Source organism: Peribacillus sp. 05N428 (assembly GCF_056397085.1).
Window position 1 is genome coordinate 1 of the sequence record NZ_JBFTMS010000055.1, and the last position, 23,791, is coordinate 23,791.

18 protein-coding genes are annotated in these 23,791 nt (G+C 41.1%); 12 read left to right on the forward strand and 6 right to left on the reverse strand.

Annotated features, from left to right (window positions below):
• Positions 1–52: 52 nt before the first annotated feature.
• Together AC1DIV_RS26875 and AC1DIV_RS26880 are read right to left on the reverse strand one after the other, a co-directional pair.
• Positions 53–1,276: an IS110 family RNA-guided transposase gene (locus AC1DIV_RS26875; protein ID WP_430116035.1), complete on the reverse strand. Its 1,224-nt coding sequence runs from the start codon at positions 1,274–1,276 to the stop codon at positions 53–55.
• Positions 1,277–1,699: 423 nt separating this feature from the next.
• Entirely contained in the window at positions 1,700–2,239 is a 540-nt protein-coding gene (locus tag AC1DIV_RS26880) for a hypothetical protein (RefSeq protein ID WP_283906483.1), read from the reverse strand.
• Between the two features lie 650 nt (positions 2,240–2,889).
• Here AC1DIV_RS26880 and AC1DIV_RS26885 point away from each other — a divergent pair.
• A complete protein-coding gene (locus AC1DIV_RS26885) occupies positions 2,890–3,072 on the forward strand; it encodes a hypothetical protein (protein WP_202314413.1) in 183 nt (60 codons plus the stop codon).
• A 595-nt stretch (positions 3,073–3,667) separates the two neighbouring features.
• Here AC1DIV_RS26885 and AC1DIV_RS26890 read toward each other — a convergent pair.
• The 3 genes from AC1DIV_RS26890 to AC1DIV_RS26900 form a co-directional block, all read right to left on the reverse strand.
• Complete coding sequence (locus AC1DIV_RS26890) at positions 3,668–4,417, reverse strand: sulfite exporter TauE/SafE family protein (protein ID WP_477577771.1); 750 nt, start codon at positions 4,415–4,417, stop codon at positions 3,668–3,670.
• 795 nt (positions 4,418–5,212) lie between these two features.
• Positions 5,213–5,590: a hypothetical protein gene (locus tag AC1DIV_RS26895; RefSeq protein ID WP_226990392.1), complete on the reverse strand. Its 378-nt coding sequence runs from the start codon at positions 5,588–5,590 to the stop codon at positions 5,213–5,215.
• A gap of 141 nt (positions 5,591–5,731) precedes the next feature.
• Entirely contained in the window at positions 5,732–6,118 is a 387-nt protein-coding gene (locus AC1DIV_RS26900; protein ID WP_477577773.1) for a hypothetical protein, read from the reverse strand.
• A gap of 136 nt (positions 6,119–6,254) precedes the next feature.
• Here AC1DIV_RS26900 and AC1DIV_RS26905 point away from each other — a divergent pair, with 136 nt between their 5' ends.
• Together AC1DIV_RS26905 and AC1DIV_RS26910 are read left to right on the forward strand one after the other, a co-directional pair.
• Entirely contained in the window at positions 6,255–7,667 is a 1,413-nt protein-coding gene (locus AC1DIV_RS26905) for a glycoside hydrolase family 18 protein (RefSeq protein ID WP_477577775.1), read from the forward strand.
• Positions 7,668–7,968: 301 nt separating this feature from the next.
• Positions 7,969–8,754 carry a PhzF family phenazine biosynthesis protein gene (locus tag AC1DIV_RS26910; protein ID WP_477577777.1) on the forward strand — a complete coding sequence of 262 codons (786 nt, stop codon included), beginning with the start codon at positions 7,969–7,971 and terminating at the stop codon, positions 8,752–8,754.
• A 225-nt stretch (positions 8,755–8,979) separates the two neighbouring features.
• Here AC1DIV_RS26910 and AC1DIV_RS26915 read toward each other — a convergent pair whose 3' ends face one another.
• Positions 8,980–9,564 (reverse strand): LysE family transporter, encoded by a 585-nt coding sequence (locus AC1DIV_RS26915; RefSeq protein ID WP_477577779.1) that lies wholly within the window; start codon positions 9,562–9,564, stop codon positions 8,980–8,982.
• A 103-nt stretch (positions 9,565–9,667) separates the two neighbouring features.
• Here AC1DIV_RS26915 and AC1DIV_RS26920 point away from each other — a divergent pair, with 103 nt between their 5' ends.
• The 9 genes from AC1DIV_RS26920 to AC1DIV_RS26960 all read left to right on the forward strand — a co-directional run bounded on the left by AC1DIV_RS26920 (position 9,668) and on the right by AC1DIV_RS26960 (position 23,159).
• Positions 9,668–10,222, forward strand: a complete 555-nt coding sequence (locus tag AC1DIV_RS26920; RefSeq protein WP_323598538.1) for a helix-turn-helix domain-containing protein — start codon at positions 9,668–9,670, stop codon at positions 10,220–10,222.
• Between the two features lie 182 nt (positions 10,223–10,404).
• Positions 10,405–10,878, forward strand: coding sequence for a MarR family winged helix-turn-helix transcriptional regulator (locus AC1DIV_RS26925; RefSeq protein WP_063596025.1), 474 nt, complete (start codon positions 10,405–10,407; stop codon positions 10,876–10,878).
• 70 nt (positions 10,879–10,948) lie between these two features.
• A complete protein-coding gene (locus tag AC1DIV_RS26930; RefSeq protein ID WP_477577781.1) occupies positions 10,949–11,800 on the forward strand; it encodes a pirin family protein in 852 nt (283 codons plus the stop codon).
• Between the two features lie 1,096 nt (positions 11,801–12,896).
• Positions 12,897–15,707 carry a bifunctional metallophosphatase/5'-nucleotidase gene (locus AC1DIV_RS26935; RefSeq protein ID WP_477577783.1) on the forward strand — a complete coding sequence of 937 codons (2,811 nt, stop codon included), beginning with the start codon at positions 12,897–12,899 and terminating at the stop codon, positions 15,705–15,707.
• Between the two features lie 53 nt (positions 15,708–15,760).
• Positions 15,761–20,092: an endonuclease gene (locus AC1DIV_RS26940; RefSeq protein ID WP_477577785.1), complete on the forward strand. Its 4,332-nt coding sequence runs from the start codon at positions 15,761–15,763 to the stop codon at positions 20,090–20,092.
• Between the two features lie 346 nt (positions 20,093–20,438).
• The gene (gene sdaAB / locus AC1DIV_RS26945; RefSeq protein ID WP_054399153.1) at positions 20,439–21,101 is read left to right on the forward strand and encodes an L-serine ammonia-lyase, iron-sulfur-dependent subunit beta; all 663 of its coding nucleotides are present in this window, start codon (positions 20,439–20,441) and stop codon (positions 21,099–21,101) included.
• A 40-nt stretch (positions 21,102–21,141) separates the two neighbouring features.
• Positions 21,142–22,017, forward strand: a complete 876-nt coding sequence (gene sdaAA, locus AC1DIV_RS26950; protein WP_063596028.1) for an L-serine ammonia-lyase, iron-sulfur-dependent, subunit alpha — start codon at positions 21,142–21,144, stop codon at positions 22,015–22,017.
• 299 nt (positions 22,018–22,316) lie between these two features.
• Positions 22,317–22,463: a YuzK family famiily protein gene (locus AC1DIV_RS26955; protein WP_477577787.1), complete on the forward strand. Its 147-nt coding sequence runs from the start codon at positions 22,317–22,319 to the stop codon at positions 22,461–22,463.
• Between the two features lie 156 nt (positions 22,464–22,619).
• Complete coding sequence (locus AC1DIV_RS26960; RefSeq protein ID WP_477577789.1) at positions 22,620–23,159, forward strand: DinB family protein; 540 nt, start codon at positions 22,620–22,622, stop codon at positions 23,157–23,159.
• Positions 23,160–23,791: the final 632 nt, after the last annotated feature.

The window sequence follows — 23,791 nt, forward strand, 5'->3', positions numbered from 1 at the left end:
ACTGATTTATTGTAGGTAAGTGGACTGATTTATTGTAGGTAAGTGGACTGGATTAAGATGCTTCAGGTTCTTGTAATGTAACTGTGTATCCTAAACTTTCAAGTCTTCTTAGTGAATGCCGAAAAATTGATTGTTGTCTCTGTTTATCAAAGTAGTCTTCGCCTAAGTCTACATACATTTCTTTTCGAGTTAAGAGATAATAGGAGATACGTAACATGGCATGAGCGACTACTATTCCTGCTCGTTTCTTACCTTTTCGTGATGCTGTACGCCTATACAGTGCTCCGAGATAGTTTTTAGATCCTCTTACAGAATGAGCTGCTTCTGTTAATGCTGATCTCAAATACTTGTTTCCTTTTTTTGTTTTAGCCGATTTTCTTTTTCCCGCACTTTCGTTATGCCCAGGAACTAGTCCTGCCCAAGAACACATATGAGCTGCACTTGGAAACTGTTTCTTAATATCAGTCCCAATTTCAGATAAAATTTGCTCAGCCATTCTTGTAGCTATACCAGGAATAGAGTCTAATCGATCCACATCTTCTTGATAGGAGCTTACTCTTTCCTCGACCTCTTGGTCGAGCATCTCGATTTGTTCTGTTAAAAAATCAATATGCTTTAAAATGGTTTTTAACATGAGGCGTTGATGCGAATTGATATAACCTTTAAGGGCGAGTTCTAGTTCATCTTTCTTCTTTTTCATTGTGCGTCGAGCAAAGTTTGCTAGTTTTTCAGGATCTTCTTCACCTTCGGCAATTGCGTTAAGCATGTCTCGAGCTGAAACACCCATAACGTCTGAAACGACAGAGCCTAGCTTAATATTTGCGCCCTCTAACACTTTTTGGATTCGATTATGTTGTCTAGCACGTTCTTCAATGATACTTCTACGGTACCGAACTAGTTCACGTAGTTCCCGTTGATTTCGGTCTGGAATGTAACTAGCTTTTAGAAGTCCATGACGAAGAAGTTTGGCAATCCATTCTGCATCTTTAACATCTGTTTTACGCCCTGGCACTGCTTTCATATGTTGAGCATTCACAACCAAAAATTCAATCTCTTCAGCTTCTAATAAATTAACAATAGGTTTCCAATATACACTGGTACTCTCCATGGCAACATGAGTACAGTTATTCTTTTTAATCCAATCCACTAACTGTATTAGAAAAACAGTTTTTGTTGAAAACGTTTGAATCTCCTTTCCTTCTGGTGTCATAATACATGCAGTAATATTGTCCTTATGGACATCCATACCACATGCTCTTTCAATGACTACTTCCAATGAAAACATCCTTTCTACGGCTCTCAATACAATTGGAGGCTGGTGCAAAAACCAGAATAGGATTAATCTACCATGTGTGCTTCCCGTAAGGGAGCGACAGTCAGTGGTGCACCTTGGTCGTTGGAGTCAGACTAACGGATGGGCTCTAACGCACCATAGTTCATCGACCTTCCTCTCCCAGCCGTAGAATCAGTATTGACCGTTCTGAACCATTTTCATTCTCTGTGGTGAAGCGCTGATTTTTGCGCTTCATGGATGGCTAACGGGTGCKTTAGCTGAAGATCGGAGCTGTCTTTAAGGCAGCTGTGCTTTACTACAATAACGAAGGTTGCTGAGGCAGCCTTTTAATAAAGAATTTTAGAGGGAAAGAGAAAAGTTGTTCGATTCTAATAAAAAAGGAAGAGTGAAATATCCTTCTTCCTTTTATCGTATGAATATTGATCCACCAGTCCATGTTATGTAGAGGCTTCCACTTATAACTTTAACTTTATAATCACTATAACGAGCATGTTCACTCAGTCCGTGATTTCCCTTTTTGACTGAATCTTTTACATAAATAAATGAATTTAAAGAACTATAGAATGTATACTTACTTTCATACTCATCTTTGGGCCATTGAAAAGGTTCCTTTTCATGTATAACATAAGGGAAAGAAAGGTATTCACCACTTTTAATAAAAGTATAGTTTTCGGATAAAATGGAAAACGACCCTAATAAGTAAAGGAAATTAGCAAAAACAACTATATTAAACAAAGTATTTTCTTTCTTTTTATTAAGCTTAATCTTTTTCGATAGTATAGAAATAGAAACAGGCATAGCAATTAAACCAATTAATGCAATCCATTTATCAAAAGGTTCGCCATTCACCCATACTAGTATTCCCATTAATCTCAATAGAACAAAGAGTAACACAAAAGTCGTTAATAATGATGATAGGCCGATGATAAACTTCTTAAACTTCAATGATTTCACCTCTTCGGAATTCTACCATTTTTATGGTTTTTAGTAAATATAAAGAAAATACTAAACCCGAGTTAAGTAAAATCAAGATGTGTACTTGGATAACATCGAATGAATTACCTTCAAGATAACGTAACCCTGAATGGTTCCTTTACTAAATAGATTGTGAAATATTGTACTTAAACTAACGGGTGCTTTACTTCAATAAGAGAGTTGCTTTGGCAGCTCTTTTTGTTATGGAATTATCGGGGCAGAATAGTTAAACAAACATTGAGACCTTGCTGATGGATTAATATATGAAGTAAAGGAGTGTCAAACTATTTATTGCAACAAGAATTGAGTGATTGGGAGTTAGACAGATGAAAAATAAAAAAAGAAAAGCAGAACGGCTTTTTTAAGAAATCCTAATTGAGCTTAGGGATTCAATCTTTTTTGAAGTGGCTTGGAACATCTTAATGTTTATACCAAGAATGATGATTCGCTTAATAAGAAACATTTGGTGAAGTGGTTAGTCAGAATAGAGCTAACGGTGCTTTAGCTGAAGACCAGAGCTGTCTTTAAGGCAGCTCTTTCTTTATGCAACTATCGGGGCAGGATAGTTGCATAAGCAATGGTAAAATATGATATACAGATAAAAAATACGGGGGGATAAAATGGCACCTTTAGTTGTTTGGTTATTAATATTAGTTTTCGGTGGAATTGGTGGAATAGTTATTTGTAGTGTTTTCGAGGGAAATGAAGTATTTTCTGGCTATGCTGCAATGTTAGGAATGATCATAGCTTTATTAAGCGCTATTTTCTTCCAATTGAATTTGATGCACCAAGATAAAGAATAGTTGTTAATAGAGGCTGTCGAGGGTTTCTCGACAGCCTGAGGAGCTTTTCAGCTCCTTTTTATTTTTACGATTATACTTCTTTTTTTTGCATATATTCTGTTAATTAATCCGACTATGCTAATAAAAATCATGGCAGCCACATTAGTAGCTATATTAAATTGGTCATTATCACTAAAAACATTAACAACGCAAACTACGAAAAAAATAACTAATAAGATGTTTTTGAAGTTATTTGCAATAGTTTTGATAGTAAACATCCTTTCTTTATTATCATTATTCTATTATATATAGCGAAGATTGTTAAGAAATTCACTTAAACTAAGGGGTGCGTTAGTTCATTAAGAACGGTTTTTAAACGCCTTTATTATAGTTGATATTGATAAAAATTAGCATAGTATAGAGAAATATTTAACACCGTTCGCAATTACTTGAACGGTGTCATTTGTGTTTAAAATCAAATTATACAACAGCATTGTCACCACACAGGTGCGTTTTTCTTTGTTTATATGTAAATAAAGAATAGACAGTTATTCTATCACTCTTTCAATTGTTTAAGATAAAGATAATTGCTTAGAAATCAGGCTTTTATTGGTTATCAGTCATGCGGAATCAATAATAGTACACCTAGCGCAATGATGATGAAGAATAAATAGCTTTCGAATTTCTTCGCGGGAATTCGCTTATTCATGAAGATTCCGAGACCTGTCGCAAGTAATATAGCTGGAATGGAATAAGCGTAAAGAATAAGTGAATCGGCTGTCCAAAGTCCGCCTAGCGCATGACCTGTCACGACCAGGATTCCGGATATCAGGAAATGGGCTTGCAATGTTCCGCGGAATCGATCTGGGTTCCACCTTCGCAAAGTTCCATAGACGACGACCGGCACCCCGTTAAAGTTATAGGCGCTGCCAAGGGCTCCCGACGCAAAACCGAACGGCCATACCCAGCCCTTTGAGTTAAGTAATGGTTTATCCACAGCCTGAAAAAGTCTTTGCTTTAGAAGAGAATACCCCCCATATGCAATCAAAAAAACACCCAGTGCAGAAGTGATGATCATAGAAGGTGCGTAATGGAGCAAAGCCAGGCCAGCTGGTATGCCGATCATCGTTGAAGCAGCCAGCCTGATTAATATCGAGCGTTCGATATGCCGCCATCCGCTAACGACGGTTAGTGAAGCGACGGTAAGACCTGCCAATCCAATCAAGGAAACCGAAGTATTAAGCGGAATGTGAAGTAAGGCAAGCAGAGGCATGCTGACAATCGCTTCACCGAACCCGAACATCGTCCGCATCAAGGCGCCGATAAAGACTGCCGCCACCACCAATATGATGCTGCTGATCGTCATTCTTTCACCTCCTAAAAGCACAATAACCCTTTTATAATTATACCATACCAACCCGGTTTTAGACCGAGGGAAAGATACTTTGAAACGGGTTATTTAAGGTATTTCACGCTCTTTTTGAAGTGTTTGAAATGATATTTAATAGAGAGGTACACACCCTTTGTTTTTGTTGCTTATGCGTCAAAAATAAGGCAGGGGAATCGGGGTGTATATCTTGAAGTGTTAATTCAGATGAAACTCCATTAATTTCTACTTTCGCATCAACTAAAACAAAAACAATTAGTCATACTGGAGTTTTAGGAGTTTTAGGAGTCCCTAAACCATAAAAGTGAAAGACACTAAACCCCTTGGCTACAAGTGGTTTATTTTGGTGTAACTGCGTACAATATCGCTAAGTTTCAAAAAGTAAAATTAAAGAGAAGGTTTCCTTCTCTTTTTTTAATAATAATTAATAAAAATAAGGGGACATGAAAGGGACATTGATGGTTTTATTAGGGGACACAAAGGGGACATTGATGGAGTTTTCATGTACCCACAAAAACACTAGGCTTTGCCTAGTTCAACAACTTAGTTGGGGACGGTTTTTCCTTATGCTCTTTCTTCTGCCAATACCTTTAAGTTATGACACTTTCCATTTAGATAAATCAAGTAATTATTTTCCTGCATAAGAAAAGGCTGAAGTGGAAATACATCAGCCTAAAAAACCCTATATATATTAGCAGTCATATTAAGGTGTTTACGCACTCATTTTAGAAGAATATCCTTTAGTATTTACGAATTTTTCATTCAGTTAGTGAATTAATCATAAAAGATTAAATGCATATCACTGTTAGTCCTTGATTTCGCAAAAAATTCTGCTTCATTTCCTCCATCAACGAAGTTACCAATACCCCGGAAAATACCACATTGGCCTCGATCTAAATATCTTACCCCTACATAATCATTATAACTGTCAGGATCATACTCCCATAATTCAACTTTTAACTTACCAGCTGGACCCACGTAAGAATCCCGACAAATCTTATAATCACCACCAGTAGAGGGAAACTGATCACTTTCAGCACCATTAGAATAAAGAGATTGTTCTCCTAAGTAATCCCAGCCGCTTGCAAATGTAGAAGAAGGGAACAACAACGCCGCTAACAATGTCACAGCACTCATTTTAAACATTTTCATGCTCATTCCTCCTCACACGTTTTGACTTATTATTCTCCATATAATTCTAATCAATATTTTTTATATTATCATCTATCCAAAGATTCACTTTTTCACGAAGCGTTTTTGTAGTACCCACTACTTCATGCCCAACATATGGAATTAGGGAAAAAGTGAAATGTGCTCGTCATTCAGTTTTGATATGTATTCCTGAATCATCTTTAAACTTTTAAGCCTTCCCGGATCAAGTAAACTAATTACCTCTGGATCCACCATTTGTGTAGAGACGTCTCGATTTCCAATACCAGCAATCAGCAGCATAGTTGCTGCTAAACTAACACTGCAATCCATGGAATAGGCCAATGCTGAAATTCTTTCATGCTCATAAGCTTTGAATCTTAAATGAATCCTTTCCTTCTGAATAATAGTTCTCTTCTGGATTACTTCGGCTTCAAAATCCCCTCTGAAAATCGTATTATCATGCCTGTAGTCTCTTTTAAAATACATGGACAAGCCCTCGATACATGCCCTGGAATTGATAGCTTCCATTATTATTTTTTCCCCTATATCCTTCACAGGCTTATGAACACATTCATTTAATGAGTGTTGAACGCAAAAAAACATATTAGGGCTATCCAGGGAATAAAATGAAAGGAATATTTTGAAGGAAAGCGGGGCTGTGCATGTGAAAATCCATGTGGTGAATAGGGGGGATTCTTTGTGGGGAATTTCCCAGCAATATGGTGTCAGTATCAACCGGATTGTTCGGATCAATGGACTTGAAAATCCAGATAAGCTGGTGATTGGCCTAGCTCTTTTGATTCCTGAACCTTATCTTCAGTACAGGGTTCAGCAAGGGGATACTCTAAATAATATCGCAAATCAGTTTGGAATTACGGTACAGGAAATCATGCAATCGAATCGCATCACAAATCCTTCCGCTATCTATCCAGGACAGAGACTAACCATCCCGGTTATTTATCATACCGTAAGGGAACGAGATACCCTTTATGATATAGCAAGACGTTATGGAACGACAGTTCAGGCCATTATTCAGATGAATAGGATTACAGATCCGTCCTATATCCATATCGGACGGATAATAAGGATTCCCCAGAAACCAAAACCCATCATTGAAGTAAATGGTTTTACAAACGTTTACGGGCAAGCCGGTGCGGAGCAAGTACGTGAAGTAGCCTACGATCTGACCTACGTAAGTCCATTTGGTTATAGAATGAGGCAAGATGGCAGTTTAGAAGTCATTGATGACATCCCGACGATACGGGCGGCACAGTCGACTGGCGTCATACCCATGATGTGCATAACGAATTTTTCCGCGACGGAAGCGGGAACTCAGCTTGCCCATACGATACTTTCTGATTTGAATTTAGTGGAAACAATATTAACCAACGTCATAAAAACGATGAAAGATAAAGGGTACCGTGGATTGAATATCGATTTTGAAAGTGTAGCACCAGAGGACCGTGATTTCTATAATCGCTTTCTCCAAAGAGCAGTGGATCGATTGCATCCTGAAGGCTACTTTGTGTCATCCTCCCTTGCCCCAAAAACTAGCGCCAATCAAAAGGGACCATTAGTTGAGGCACATGATTATCCAGTTCACGGACGGCTGCTCGACTTCGTGGTGCTGATGACATATGAATGGGGTTACCGAAAGGGGCCGCCGCAGGCAATCTCCCCCATTAATGAAATAAAACGTGTCCTTGACTATGCCGTAACGGTGATACCAACAAATAAAATCTTCATAGGATTTCAAATTTATGCACGGGACTGGCTTATTCCTCATGAAGAGGGGCAGGAAGCAGAGACTTTCGACATGCAGGAAGCCATCAGACGCGCCGTCCAATATAATGTAGAAATAAAATATGACGAGACAGCCCAATCACCTTATTACAGGTACAAAGATGATCAGGGACGCACACATGAAGTTTGGTTTGAAGACGCACGCAGTGCTAAAGCCAAATTCGATCTGGTGAAGATATACAGGTCAAGGGGTCTCAGTTATTGGGTACTTGGTTATCCGTTCCCCCAGAATTGGGAACTGCTTGGGGATACATTCATTGTACGGAAACTGTAGGGTGTTTTGTTACCGCAAGGCGTATCACACATTATTAATATAGTGATGGGCAGCTTTTTTATAAAGCTGTCTATTTTAGTATTTCGAAATGCACTACAAAAATCACACGATTTTTATAACAACGTTAAAAGTCGTTTGGAATTTGAGTCGATAAAGGGACTTAATCGAGGACGCCATATGATGGTCTTTTTCAATTTAATGAAACTCTTTAAAAAACAAGGGAATGGTCATTCAAAAAAGGAAAAGGGTTCCTCATTGTGGAATTAGGAAACTAGAATATTACTTACCGGAGGCACATTTAATGGAATTAACCATCATAAATACGTTTACAGATCAACCCTTTAAAGGAAACCCTGCTGCAGTCTGCCTTCTTACCGGGGAAAGTGACAGCGAGTGGATGCAGAGAATAGCTAAAGAGATTAATATGCCTGTTACCGCTTTTATTCAACCTCATAAAGGTGAATGGAAACTGCGATGGTTCACACCCTCCATTGAAATCCCGATTTGTGGACATGGGACGCTGGCAAGCTCTTTCTTTTTATGGGATAAAGGATACGTGCCAAGGGATCAGCCGATTGCCTATCAGACGAAAAGCGGGCTTCTCAATGCAAAATTCGTTGATGGGATGGTTCAGTTGGAATTTCCGTCATTAAGGGAGAAGGAGACCACTGCCCCTGATTTACTGATAAAAGCTTTAGGAGTTGTGCCTGCGTATGTTGGGCAAAACAAATGGGATCTTCTAGTCGAAGTTCAATCAGAGGAAATCGTAAGGAATTTAAAGCCGGATATAGACTCCATTGCCCAATTGCCGGTTCGGGGCGTCATTGTAACGAGTCAATCAAATAGCAGTGAATATGATTTGGTTTCACGTTTCTTCTCCCCTGCCCAAGGCCTTGACGAAGATCAAGTAACGGGCTCGGCCCATTGCTGTCTGGGACCATATTGGAAAAGAAAGCTGGACAAAAGTATTTTTATAGCCTATCAGGCATCGGAAAGAGGAGGTCAATTGAAGGTTGAAGTAACGGAAGACACAGTTAAACTTTCCGGACATGCCGTCACAATATTCGAAGGGAACTTAACCCTTTAATGCAGGGGGAAGATTTGAGTGGGTTCCATCTGAATTTTTAAAAAAGTTGATTGGAGCCGGTTTTCGAGACTCCTGCGGGAAAGGCGCGTCCAAGGGGTTCCCACAGGCACAAAGGCGCCGAGGGCGGACCGCCCGCGGAAAGCGAGTGCCTGGAGTGGAAATGAACGTTCGAAATTTACAACTCGGCAATCCTTCTTAATGAAGGTTTGTGCCCTTTACCTTTTTTTAGTGTGCAAGAATCGAAATGGCACTATACACTAATAACAAAGCCATGATTACATTAAACTGACTTCTATACTTTGATAAAAACGTTTGAAAAACAGAACCGAACATACTCCAGCAGAACGTACTCATAAAACCAACAAAAGCCAGAAATAATGAAAAGAATAGTAAACTGAAATTTGAAGAGTGATAAGGTAGGATGAAGGTCGATATTGCCGTGATGCCATATAAGATTCCTTTTGGATTTATGAATTGTAAAAGCATGCCTGCTATAAAACTGTTGTTCTTGTCATCATTATCGTCCTTCGCTTTATTTGAACTGGAAATGATTTTTATGGCCAGATACAGCATGTAAATTGCCCCAAGGATCGTCATGATAAATTCAATCTTTGGTATGAAATTTTCAAGCAAAACATTAAAATAACTGCACAATAGCATGATTACAAAAAAACCGACACCTACTCCAAAACAAAATTTAATCGTCTTTTTTAACCCGTACTTGTTCGCAAATAACATGGCCATGATGTTATTTGGACCCGGAGTGAAACTTGTAACAAAAACAAATAGCAAAAAAGATAGTAATGGCATGGTTGACTCCCCTTTGTATGCTATAATGACCAAAATTGACATTATAACGATTTCCTTTTTATTGTACAATGCCGACGTTATATTGTAAATAAGGAGCATTTTTATGGAAGAAATAAATTTTATTATTGCTAACAATTTAAAAGCCATCAGGGAAAGTAAGAAATTAAGTCTTGAAAAGGTTGCAGAATTGACTGGAGTAAGCAAAACGATGATCGGACAAATAGAAAGGGGAGGATCGAGCCCTACGATTACGACAATTTGGAAAATAGCCAATGGATTAAAGATTTCATTTTCTTCATTGATAAATAGTCCGCAGCCGGATACAAAAATTGTTTTAAAAAGTGAAATTCAATCATTATCTGAAGATAACGGCAAATATCGAGTTTATCCCCACTTTCCCTTTGAGGATGAGAAGCGCTTTGAAGTATATTCAGTCGAGATAGAAAAAGGTGGATTCCTAAGTTCCGATTCGCATAGGGAAGGGACGGAAGAGTACATAACTGTTTTTGAAGGGGAAGTGACTGTACGTGTAAATAACGAAGAATTTACAATAAGGAGTGGTGATTCTATCAGGTTCAAGGCTGACAGACCGCATGCCTACCATAATTCAGGGGATACATTAACTCGATTAAGCATGATCTTATATTATCCAACTTAAAAAAGGGAGTAATGTAGTTCTGTTAATATATCTTAGCAAAGTGAATATCCCCTATGGATTGACTGTTTGTATGGTCTGCCTGTTGGGGATACTGCTTCAAAAAGTCAAAGGCCCAACGATTTGACTTGTTATCAAATTACTAGTAAACTGATGGTGCATCAAAGATGGGAGGCAGGCTTTACATGGATAGACGGGGATTTTCGGATGAGAACAAATTGAGTTTGCTGATTTGGCTGCGAATGGTTCGTTTTTATCAAAGAAGCAATCAGCTTTCGAATGAACACTTACAGCATTTCGGCGTCACCGCTGCCCAATTCGATATGTTGGCACAAGTACTTATCCATCAGCCTGTTTCACAAATCGAATTAGCGGAGCACCTAACGATAAGCCGTGGAGGCGTATCACATATGCTGACAAGGTTGGAAAAAGAGAACTTGATCGTCCGTAATCAACAATGGAAGGTTAAATATATTTCTTTAACGGAAAAAGGGAAAAAGTTAATGGAAAAGGTCATGCCTATTCAATCCGATTTCCAAGCTTCATTATTCGATATATTGGATGATGAAGAAAAGAAGCGCATGCATGAGATGATGATAAAGATTCATAGACATAGTTTACAGATGGAAGTGCCTAATGCCAGCCAGGAGGAATCCTGAGACTGGATCAGGCAGCCATAATGATAGCATTTTTATCAGTTTACTAGTAACTTAAGGGAGGAATGGAGTAATGAAAAGTGATAATCATTTTAAACGAGATATTGTCGAAGTGAAAGATGTAAAGCTTCAAAGGTATAGTCCGATTCATACGGCCGGACCAGTCATAGAACCAGGAAACTGGGAAAAGAGTGATCCGTTCCTTTTAATGATGGAGGATAAATTTCAAAAGGGATCATTCGATATCCACCCGCACAGGGGAATCGAAACCGTTACATTCGTCATTGACGGAACGATCGAGCACTATGACAGTCATACCGGGGATGGAGGGATACTTGGACCTGGTGATGTCCAATGGATGACAGCGGGAAGCGGCGTTGTGCATAATGAGGTGCCTTCCGAAGGTGTGACTGCCCATTCCCTTCAACTTTGGGTCAACCTTCCCCGGAGTGAAAAAATGACGACACCAAGATATCAAAACTTAATGGCAAAAGATATGCCGGTCAGAAAAGAAGAAGGAGCACTAATCCGTGTCTTTTCCGGATCATCCAAGGATGTTATCTCAACAACGAAAAACCATGTTCCCGTGACGATGGTGGAGATGGTCCTGGAGCCTGGAGCATCGATCACGCAGAATTTACCTGGAAGCTACAACGGAATCATTTATTTAATAGAAGGAAGCGGAATGTTCGGTAAAAACGAAGTGAGAGCTTCAAAGGGACAGGTCTTATGGCTGGGTACTTGTAAAGAATCAGGGGAAAGTGAAGTTGATATAACGGCAACTGAACCTTTAAGACTTGTTTTATATGCAGGAGAACCTTTAATGGAGCCTGTTGTTGCCCGCGGACCGTTTGTCATGAACACGGAAGAGGAAATCGATCAGGCATACCTTGAGTATCGGCAAGGCACTTTCTTGAAGCATTAGAATAAGATTTTTGACAAGGGCATCGTAACTGATGCTCTTTTTTTGTTTTTTTGAGGGTTTGCAAAATTGCGTTGATTGGACGGTAGGGGACTCGCGTTACGCGGACGGTCCGCCCTCGGCGCTCACCTGTGGGATCTTCCTTGGACACACGTTCCCACAGGAGGCTCGAACACCTGCTCCAATCAACTTTGTTTTAAAGTTTAGATAGAAACCCTCCTTTTGACAAAAGGGTATTAGGAATGGTTTCATCCCGAACCATGATTGTAAAAGAAGACTAGAATATCCTTAATGTTTTTTTACTATAACCCTCATTGGATGGAAGAAATTTGCGACACTCCTGCCGAATAACTGGCTAGCCGAGACCCCACAGACGCTTGAGTCGAGGAGGCTTGGCAGCCAGTCGGCGGAAAGGGAGCGGATTTCTGAAATCAACTGGAACGTTCCTTGAAAAACTGTAAGTAAACTGGCTTTCTTAGAATTTGTCTACTATTAGAGGTTCGGAATAGTCTCATCCCGAATCAGGATTTTAAAAGTAAACTAGTTTATCCTTAATGTTTTTTTTCAGTCCTCCTCATTGGATGGAAGAAATTTGCAACACTCCTGCCGAATAACTGGCTAGCCGAGACCCCACAGACGCTTGAGTCGAGGAGGCTTGGCAGCCAGTCAGCGGAAAGGGAGCGGATTGCTGGAATCAGCTGGAAGTTTATTAAAAAAACTGCAGTTTCTGAGAGAGAGTTAACTTTCTCTTTTGATTGATTTAGGTATAAAGACCAAGAGTGGTTATGGAAGCGTGTGATTCTATTTTACCATTAAATCATTTTATTGATATATCATCTATCTGTTACTAGGTATTTTAGGGTGATTATAATGATAATATTCTGTTAATATTCGATGTAGTATTGTAAATTTGTTTTAAAATTGGATTATTTTGTTGTAATATAGGAGATACACGGATCTTTAGAGGAAAAAAGTAGGGTGGATTTGTGTATGGGTAAGTAAATTTGTCGGAATTCATTTTTTGGGAAAAGTGTGTCATTTATATGTATAAGTTATCAGAATGTTATGCCAGTATAGAACTAATGGGGGGATTACGATAATGGGGAAAAAGAAAATCGTAAAAATTGCATCAGCTACCATAATGGCTGCGACAACGATCGTAGCAGTAGCACCGGCACCATCGGATGCTGCGACTAGCCTTAATAGTAAAATCAAAACGGCCAAGGCCGCCATCAAAAAACCATTCGATACCTATTTCTACACTTCTAAACTCGCTTCAGTGTCCACTGTTGAAAAACAAATCAAGTCTGCAAAACAAGCAAAAAAAGACATCAACTCTACCATTAAAAAATCAATGTTAAGCAAAAAAGAAAAAGATGCCAAATACAAAGAAATCGAAGCTTATGATAAGTACATCACTCGTTCAGAAGGTTATGTAAAAGGATATAAAGCGGCTGAGAAAGCAAAAGCTGCACATGGCAAATCGATTGGCAACCTTACGAATTCAATACTTGCCAAGAAATCCATTGATATCAGGAATCAATACGAGGCATTGGATAAAGCCGTGAAAAAGGCAGATAAAGATATTAAAGATGCGGTTTACGGTGCGAAAATCGAAAAGCTCCTATACGATAAATTCACTAAAGCGACCAAAACAGCTTTGAACGGTGACCTGAAAGTTCCATACTACTATGAAAAAGCTGCTTACTGGGTGAAGAAAGGTGATTTAAAGAACGCGGACAAACGGATGCAAACCGTTTCTTCGCAATTGAAGAAGGTCAGCAAAACATCCAAGCTCGGAAAAGCCATACACGCCTATGTTAAAGAAGTGAAAGGTAAGTATGATGATGCGGTATATGCAGAAAAGAAAAAAGAAGTGGCAAAGCAGGTCAATGCCTATGTAGCCCTTGCCAATGGGGAACTTAAAACAAAAGAACAGATAAAAGCGGCTAAAAAGGTCAGAGCCGACATCCACTTAAATGGGATCAAGGAGTCGGACCGAAAGGAATTCGAAACGAAAATAGCATTGGCGGATAAGAAAGTAGCAGCTGCTAAAGAAGCTTTGAAAAATCCAGCGAAGGCAATCACGCTTTCCTTGATGCATACGAATGACACGCATGCCCACTTGGACAATGTGGCCAAAAGGGTGACAGCTGTTAAGGAAGTGCGTAAGAGTAAACCGCAAGCTCTTTTGGTGGATGCAGGTGACGTATTCTCGGGTACCCTCTATTTTAATGAATTCAAAGGGCAAGCGGATCTTCGCTTCATGAACTTAATGAAATATGACGTCATGACATTCGGGAATCATGAGTTTGACTTGGGTTCAAGCGCCGAAGGGCATCAAGCTTTGGCTGACTTCGTTGAAGGGGCACAGTTCCCATTTGTCAGTTCGAATGTGGACTTCTCCAAAGATGATAAGTTCAAGGGACTATTCTCGGATTTGATTTCAAGTAAGCCAGAGCAAGGGAAAATATACAATGGCATCGTAAAACAAGTGGATGGCCAGAAGGTAGGTTTCTTCGGGCTTACGACTGAAGAAACGAAAGATATTTCAAGCCCTGGAAGTATAGTATTCGAAAACTATCTTGAAGAAGCCGAAAAAGCGGTCAAGGCGTTCAAAGGCATGGGTGTTAATAAGATCGTTGCCGTATCCCATATTGGTTACGATGATAATGCGGCCTATGACAATGATTTAACATTAGCTGCCAAGGTCAAGGGCATCGACGTGATCGTGGGCGGACATAGCCATACGCAGTTAAACGCCCCCGTTGTTATTGATAAGGATGATAAGGGGAAAACGAAAGATCCGACAGTCATCGTTCAAGGGTATCAGTATAGCGACTTTTTAGGAACGATCGATGTGGAATTCGATAAGAAAGGCAAGATTGTCGGACAAGCCGGTCAGCTGATTAAGCTCTCTGAAAAACAGGATGATCCTGAAGCGGCAAAAGTGCTCGAAACATACTCCTCGAAGATTAAGGAGCTGAAGGAAACGAAGACGGGTGCAACAGCTGTAAAGGCCTTGGAAACCCCTCGTGATTCAGGTGATGAAACGAAACCGAGCGTCCGCAAAAATGAAACCGAACTGGGTAATCTAATTACGGACGGAATGCTTAGTAAAGCGAAGGAATTCAATAAGGATGCGGTAATTGCTTTCCAAAATGGCGGGGGCATCCGCGCTGGCATCGATCAAGGTGAGATCACTTTAGGGGAAATCCTCACCGTTTTACCGTTTGGGAATACGTTAGCGACGATGAAGCTTACGGGTGCAGAAATCAATGAAGCATTAGAGCATAGTGTAAGCCTGGCCCCTAAGGAAAATGGCGGCTTCCTGCATGTTTCCGGAATGAAATTCAGCTACGACAGTTCGAAGGAAGCAGGCAATCGGGTGACAAAGGCAGAAGTCCTTGGACAAGATGGAACCTATTCCGAATTGGATCCAGCGAAGGAATATACTGTGGCGACCAATGCTTTTACAGCCAAGGGCGGAGATGGATTCAACGTTTTCAAGAAGGCTTATGAAGAAGGAAGAGTGACGGATATAGGCCTCGCTGATTGGGAGAATTTACGTGATTATGTAAGCGGGCTGAAAACTGTCGATCCAAGCATCGAAGGACGCATCAAGGATGTGGCTGGAAGCAATACAGACCCGACTGTGGTATTGGCTAAAGACTTTGGCGGAACGGCTGATGCGCCAAAAACACATGAAGGCAATGTAGTTGTGGATATCACGGATATTGCTTCATTGGAACATGCAGTGGTTAAAGGGAATCTTACATTAACGGGAACTCCTCCGGAGGATTTTACTTTTTCAGAGGTTACAGTAGAGGGTGATTTGGATTTATCGGGACTTATCGGTAAGACCGTAAGCCTGAGCGGTGTCACGGTGAATGGCGAAACCATTCTTTAAGCGGTTTTCAAATGATTGCTGAGCCTATGGAAAAAGTTGGAGGGGTTGAGATCTTGAAGAAGAACGGGATAAGCAAGCTTTTCTTTGCCATACTGATCGTACTGTCAACGGTTCTGCCAAATGCAGCCGCAGCAAATGCCGAAGGGACAATATCGGTCATTGAAGCGATTAATAATAACAGCGGAACGGCGACGGTGAAGGGATATATCGTCGGTACAGCTAAAAGCGGTACAAGCTATCAACAAACATCGCCTTTCACTGAAAATACGAACATAGGCATTGCCGATAGTCCGGATGAAACGGATGTTAAGAAAATCATGCCTGTTCAGCTTCCAGCCGGAAGTATCCGAACGGCCTTGAATTTGGTCGAACATCCGGAATTACTTAAAGCGCAGGTGACGATTACGGGGAAGCTGGAAAAGTACTTTTCAGTACCCGGCCTGAAATCCGCAACGGATTTCACGATCATCACTGATGGGGGAACAACACCTGAACAGCCTGATGTGAAGGTTCTGGATTCCATTGCCGAGGCGCGCACGAATACGGAAGATGTCGTGCAGGTCGATGGGGTGGTCACGACGGGACTTGGTTATTGGGGAGGAAAAGGTTTTTATATCCAAGATGAAACGGCAGGGCTATATGTTTATGGTTCTTCGTGGCCTGCGGAAGTAAAGCAAGGGGATAAGGTTAGATTAATCGGACAAGTATCCGCTTATAATAAGGAATTACAAATCCAACCAACTTCCCTTGAAGTCGTATCTTCTGATAATGAACTTCCTGAAATCCAAACGATTGATGCTTCAGGGATCAATGAGGATACACAAGGTGAGCTGGTCACCATCGATAAGGCGACCATTACAGAATTGGCGGCATCGGGCACATACGGAACTTTCGAATTCAAAGCGGAAGATTCTGAAGGGAAATCCGTCATCGTTCGCCATGATAACCGGACCGGTTCGAGCTATGAAGATTTCGTGAAAAGCTTTAAAGCAGGGGATGTCATTTCCGTAACCGGAATCGGATCGAGGTTCAATGACACGTACCAGTTGAAGCCGCGTGGTATTGAAGATTATGAACTGGTGAACAAACCAGCCGTTTACACGGATATTTTCCCTGGTACGGTTAGTGAAAATACAAAGATATCACTAGAATCTGGTTGGGAAGAAGCGAAAATCCATTATACGCTGGATGGATCCGCACCAACGTCTTCAAGTGCTATGTACACAGAACCTATCATTTTAACGAAAGATACGGTCATCAAGGCAATTGCTGTCAACGACAGGACATCGGAAGTTTTCACATTTGCCTATACCGTTAACAAAACCACTGAAGTGAAGATTCGTGACATTCAGGGGATGAATCATTTTTCATCTTATGAAACCCAACTCGTCACAGGTGTGGAAGGTGTCGTCACTTATGTAAAAGATGCGAATAACTTTTACATGCAAGATCCCAACCAGGATAAGGACTTAACGACTTCCGAGGGAATACTTGTGTATAACAAAGCGCATGGCCTAAAAGCGGGCGATCATGTCAAAGTCGCAGGTAAAGTCGCCGAATGGTATATCGAAGGATATGCTGAAATGAAAACGACGGATCTGCCGACAACTGAATTGACCAATACGACGATTGAAAAGCTTGGCACTGCATCGATGCCAGAACCGATCGTCATCGGAAAAGATGTCATTCCGCCGTCTGAGAACATCGATGATGATAGATTGACAGATTTTAATCCGGGTGAAGACGGCATTGATTTCTACGAGAGTCTGGAAGGAATGCTTGTGCAAGTATATAACCCGAAAGTGGTTGCTCCTCAAGACTATGGTGAATTGGTCGTGATTCCAGGGAATATGGAAACGACGACTGCAGTTGGCGGCGTCAAAATAACGGAAACGGATTTCAACCCTGAAAGAATTACCCTGGATATAAATGATGAATCATTTGCAGCGAAATCGGGTGATTTCTTTGAAAGCTCGGTTACCGGTGTAATCAGCTATGGATACAGCAACTATAGGGTAGTGACGGATAAAGCTCAGCTGCCGGCGTTAAAGGATGGCGATACGGCTCGGGAAGTGACATCTTTAGAGAAGGATGCTGATGAGCTATCGATCGCTTCCTATAATATAGAGAATTTCTCCACTCAAACCGCTAATTCGAAAGTTGAAACGATCGCAACATCCATCATTACCAATCTTAAACAACCCGATATCATCGGGGTAACGGAAATGCAGGATAACGATGGGGAAACAGATAGCGGAACAACGGATTCTGCTCAAAGTGCCAAAAAGTTAACCGACAAAATAAAAGAGCTGGGCGGACCGCAATATCAATACATCGATATCGCTCCAGAAGATAAACTTGATGGCGGTGCACCTGGCGGGAATATCCGTGTAGGCTTTTTATATAATGCCGACCGTGTCAAATTGACTGAAGGAACGAAAGGGACGGCAACACAGTCCGTGGCTTTCAAAGATGGAAAACTTACCTTGAACCCTGGACGAATCGAGCCTGCCGATCCCGCCTTCAATTCAAGCAGGAAGCCTTTAGCGGCTCAATTCGAATTTAAAGGCGAAAGCGTAGTGGTGGTGGCCAATCATTTCAATTCCAAGGGCGGTGACCAGCCGTTATTCGGCAAAAACCAGCCACCTGTCCTTTCAAGTGAAACGCAAAGGCTTCAAATTGCCTCCATCGTCAATCGGTTTGTCAGTGATATCAAGTCACAGGATGCCAAAGCGAATATCGTCTTGCTTGGAGACTTTAATGACTTTGAATTCTCGGCTCCGCTTAAAGCATTGAAGGGCAAAGATTTAACCAATATGATTGAGAAAGTCCCTTTTGAGAAACGTTATTCTTACACCTATCAAGGCAATTCACAAGTACTGGACCATATCCTGGTATCGAATAATATGGCCGCGGCCACAAAAGTCGATATTGTCCATATTAATTCATCCTTCATGGAAGTTCACGGAAGGGCTAGCGATCATGACCCTGTATTGATTTCAACCACTTTATCTGAATCAGGCGGAGTTGAAACTCCTGCTCCAGAAAAAACATATAATCTGACAAACGTTAAAACGAAAAAACTTTCGATTGCTTCACCTAGTGCTTTGATCGATCTTGATGAAGCATCCAGCATCGAAGAAGGTATCTGGTTAAAAGGCTCATATGCTGTACTCAAAGGCCTCGGGCTGAAGAATGCTGCTGTGACGATAAAACCGGATAAGGATGGTGCAATCATTGATTTTAGCGGCATGGCGGTGAAGGAAGTCATCATTGATAATGCCAATGTAAAAGAAATCAGAGGCGCTGAAAATGTTCAGAAATGGTCGGTAACAGAAGGTGTTGACACATCGAATATCAAGTTTGTCGATTCCAAGGGGGAAGCAATTGCTTCCCCTTTCGACCCTAAAGAAAACCATGCGCCCGTCGTGACGAAAAAACTGGAAAATCTTGAAGTGAAAGCCGGTTCAAAGGTCACCATCAATTTGAGTGAGCACTTCTCAGATCCTGATGGAGATAAGCTGACCTTTTCATCCACTATCGGTACAGTCACCGGTCAGACATTAACGCTTCCTGCAAATGAAGCTGGAACATACCTTGTCGCAGTCAAGGCCGAGGACCAGCAATCGGAAGCGGTTGCCCGTTTCACGTTGACCGTATCCAATGATAAGCCGCTTGAAGCTTATTACGAAACGGCGGCAGGAAAAACGGGAACGGAATTGAAATCGGTTCTGCACTCGATAATTAAGGGCCATACGATGTTATCTTATGATCAAGTGTGGAATGCCCTTAAAGAAACGGATGAAGATCCGGTGAACAAACAGAATGTCATCTTGCTTTACTCTGGAAAATCCATCTCGGAGAACGCGAATGGGGGCAATGCCGGACAATGGAACCGCGAACATGTTTGGGCAAAGTCCCACGGTGATTTTGGGACAAGCAAAGGTCCCGGGACAGACCTTCATCACCTTCGTCCCGCTGATGTGACAGTCAATGGCAAACGGGGCCACCTTGATTTCGACGAGGGAGGTCAAACATATAGTGGATGTGAATGTAAGTTTGATTCAGATTCATGGGAGCCGCCAGACCATGTTAAAGGTGATATAGCACGGATGCTATTTTACATGGCCGTCAGATATGAAGGAAACGGCGAGTTGGATCTTGAATTATCCGATACAGTCAATACGTATCCGAAGCCGCTTCATGGAAAGCTATCGACACTTTTAAAATGGAATGAACTCGATCCAGTCGACGATTTCGAGAGCCATCGCAATGATGTCATTCAGGACTGGCAAAATAACCGCAATCCATTCATCGACCATCCGGAATGGGCATCCGAAATTTGGGGTGCCGCTGAATCCAGAGATGAAAAAAAGGCGAGTTAAATCGGAGATCGAAGGGGAGCAGCCTGATGGCTGCTTTTTTTAGTTTGATTACACAGGTAATTAGAAAGTGCCTCACCCCGAACATGATTTTAAAAGAAAGCGGCATGTAAGTGAATGGGTTAATTATCTTAAAATACTGAAAAATCAAATATTACTTCTAAGTTAAATAATAAAAAATTTTGGTAGGTATGTTATGTAATATATGTTAATATGGGATATGCAATGAAAGGGTTTTCATTGCAAGAATGATAAAAATATTTTAATATAGTAATAATGCCGCTTTTTGATCTTCATTCACCTTAAAAGACGGTTAAAAAATTTATTGCCAGAAATGGGGCATTACACGATGAAATACAGATCTGCATTCGATATAATCGGTCCCGTCATGATTGGACCTTCAAGTTCACATACAGCAGGAGCTGCCAGAATTGGCAGAGTAGCACGGACATTATTTGGAAAGCAACCGAAGAAAGCGATTATTTCTTTATATGGTTCTTTTGCAAAAACATACAGGGGGCACGGTACGGATGTTGCTGTCGTAGGCGGGATCTTGGATTTCGATACGGATGATGAACGGATCCCTGCCTCTTTAACGATAGCGGAAGAAGCCGGTATGGACGTTTCCTTTACAATTGAGGATACTGTGATGGATCATCCTAATACAGTCAAGATCAGATTGTTCGACGAGGATAAGGAATTGGAACTGGTTGGGATCTCCATTGGCGGCGGAACGATAGAAATAACGGAGCTGAATACATTCAAGCTAAAATTGTCAGGGGAAAACCCAGCCATTTTAGTCGTGCATAACGATGTGTTTGGAATCATATCTTCCGTTTCGACCGTATTGGCGAATCATGAAATTAACATTGGTCATATGGAAGTTTCACGAAAAGAAAAAGGTCAAATGGCCCTCATGGTGATTGAAGTCGATCAGAAAATCCAGAGCGATGTCATGAAGGAAATTGAAGGATTGGAAAACGTGTCGCAAGTCATAAGGATGGTTGAATGATCATCATTAAAAGTGCTGGCATAGATATGGAGGTAAAAACATGTTCCGAAATGTAGCAGAGTTGGTTGAACTTGCTGAAAGTAAACAGGTAAAAATCGCGGAAATCATGATTTTACAAGAAATGGAGTTCTCAGGCCTGTCGAGAGAACAGATCATCGAAAAGATGGACAGGAATTTGACAGTGATGGAACAAGCGGTGGAAAGAGGTCTGAAAGGTGTGCAATCCGTGACAGGCCTAACGGGCGGAGATGCCGTTCTTTTGCAAAATTATATCAAGTCGGGCAAGGCACTGGCAGGTAATTTATTATTGGATGCCGTCAGTAAAGCTGTTGCGACGAACGAAGTGAACGCAGCAATGGGAATGATTTGTGCCACTCCGACTGCAGGTTCTGCGGGCGTTGTGCCCGGTACATTATTTGCCGTGAAAGAAAAATTAAACCCGACCCGGGCAGAGATGATTGAATTTCTTTTCACTTCCGCTGCCTTCGGATTCGTGGTTGCAAACAATGCTTCCATTTCTGGAGCGGCTGGCGGCTGCCAAGCAGAAGTGGGCTCGGCAAGCGGAATGGCCGCAGCTGCGATAGTGGAACTGGCCGGCGGTACACCAAGCCAAGCGGCAGAAGCGATGGCGATCACTTTGAAGAACATGCTTGGATTGGTTTGTGACCCAGTGGCTGGATTGGTTGAAGTTCCTTGCGTGAAACGTAACGCAATGGGTGCATCCAACGCAATAACGGCAGCTGACATGGCACTTGCGGGCATTACGAGCCGCATTCCATGTGACGAAGTGATCGATGCCATGTATAAAATAGGATTGACCATGCCGGTTGCACTTCGTGAAACGGCAGAAGGCGGCCTGGCTGCGACTCCTACTGGGCGCAAATTGGCAAAGGAAATTTTCGGTTCATATAAATAAACATTCAGTCCCATTAACAAGAGGTTTGTTAATGGGATTTTTAATTGGTCTTAAAAATAAATGAGGCTATTTTTGTGATTAAAAAAAGGAAATTAGAGGAAGACCGAGGGATTTGGCGTTTTTGGACACGGAGATGGAAACAGTCGTTAAAAAATCTGAATTATCAGTGAATATGGAGCTATAGCAACTTTGTGAGTTATCCCTTTCAATGATAAGATGAGTACGAAATTCACTATGGGAAGGATTGATTCTTCATTAATTTTCTCGAACTAACGTACACGTCGGCAATGGAAAAAGCGATGTTTCAGGCTCATGGAATCGGCTATGCACAATATGCTCAAAAACTGGAGCAACGCATGATGGTTGAACAAGAACGGGAACAGGATTATCTACAGGGCAGGCGTATATCAGAGGAGATGAGAGCCAATCTTTTTTGGGGGAGCTAATTTCGATCTGCGATATCGATAACATAAACGAAAAAATACAAAAGGAGCAATCGAAAAGATTGCTCCTTTTGTCCTGCCATAAAGGGTATTTTTCCATTAAAAAGAAGGAAACAGCACTTTTAAATAGAATGTACGTTCATGAAGAGGAGGAGGATCTTGTTGGAGAGAAAAGCATTGCTTGTATCAGCATTACCGGGATATGAAGAGGAAATTGGTCGGTGGCTTTGGTGTTTAGAAGATGTTCGCCGTACGCTTATATCGGAATTGACTGGAATCAGCCAAAATATACTCGATTCAAAAATTGATGAAAGGCACACTATAGGCTCGATGTTATATCACATCGCGCTGATAGAAGCAGATTGGTTATACGAAGAGGTCCTTGTTACGGAATGGGATTCGGAAGTATCCGCGTTGTTTCCGGTAGGGTGCCGTGCTGAAGATGGCTCCCTGAATCATATTGAAGGACAAACATTAGACGAACATTTCTACCGACTCAATAAGGTGCGTGAGGTATTTCTTTCAAACTTTCGCACAATGGACCTGACGGATTGGCGTAAACCGAGGGTACTTGAAAAATATGATGTCACACCTGAATGGGTCGTTTACCATTTGATTGAACATGAATCACATCATCGAGGTCAGATATTCCAATTGCTGAAGAAATTACGGAATGAATATGAAGTTAAAGAAATGTGATGTTTTAATCCCTGCTATCAACATCAGATTGTGGAGGTCTCACCCGAACCATGATTTTAAAATAGGACTAGATTATCCTTAGTGTTTTTTTACTGTTATCCACAGGAATGTTTAATAAATAAAGAACCTGAAGGCAAACTTGCTTTTCTTTCAGTCTGGAGCTGCCTTTATGGCAGCTTTTTGTATGTCGAGATACTTGGTTGTTGGATATTTATGGTGAATTACCCATAATAAGTTACGGTTTATGGTATATTGGTTAATGTCAATACGTCAACATGGTCCGGTGTGCTTACGTTTTTATTTGTCTTTAAATTAAAGAATAGATCCAAGCCTTCACGAAAGAAAGCAGTGAGGTTTCCGATCTTTATGAGGTTATAGCGGTCAGTGCTATAAAAGACGGTGACGCCATCGTAAATTGAAATTATGAAAACAAGACTTCTTGATGATTCCATATGGGATGAAACCATCAGAGACGTTTGTTAATAAAAAAAACTGTAGGCAAACTCTGAACTGCCCCGTAAATGTTAGACACCAAACTAACATTTACGGGGTGTTTTTTATGGCTAATTTTTCTGCCGAACAGAAAATATTCATTGTACGACTTTACCTTGAAGGAAAGCACAGCTATATGG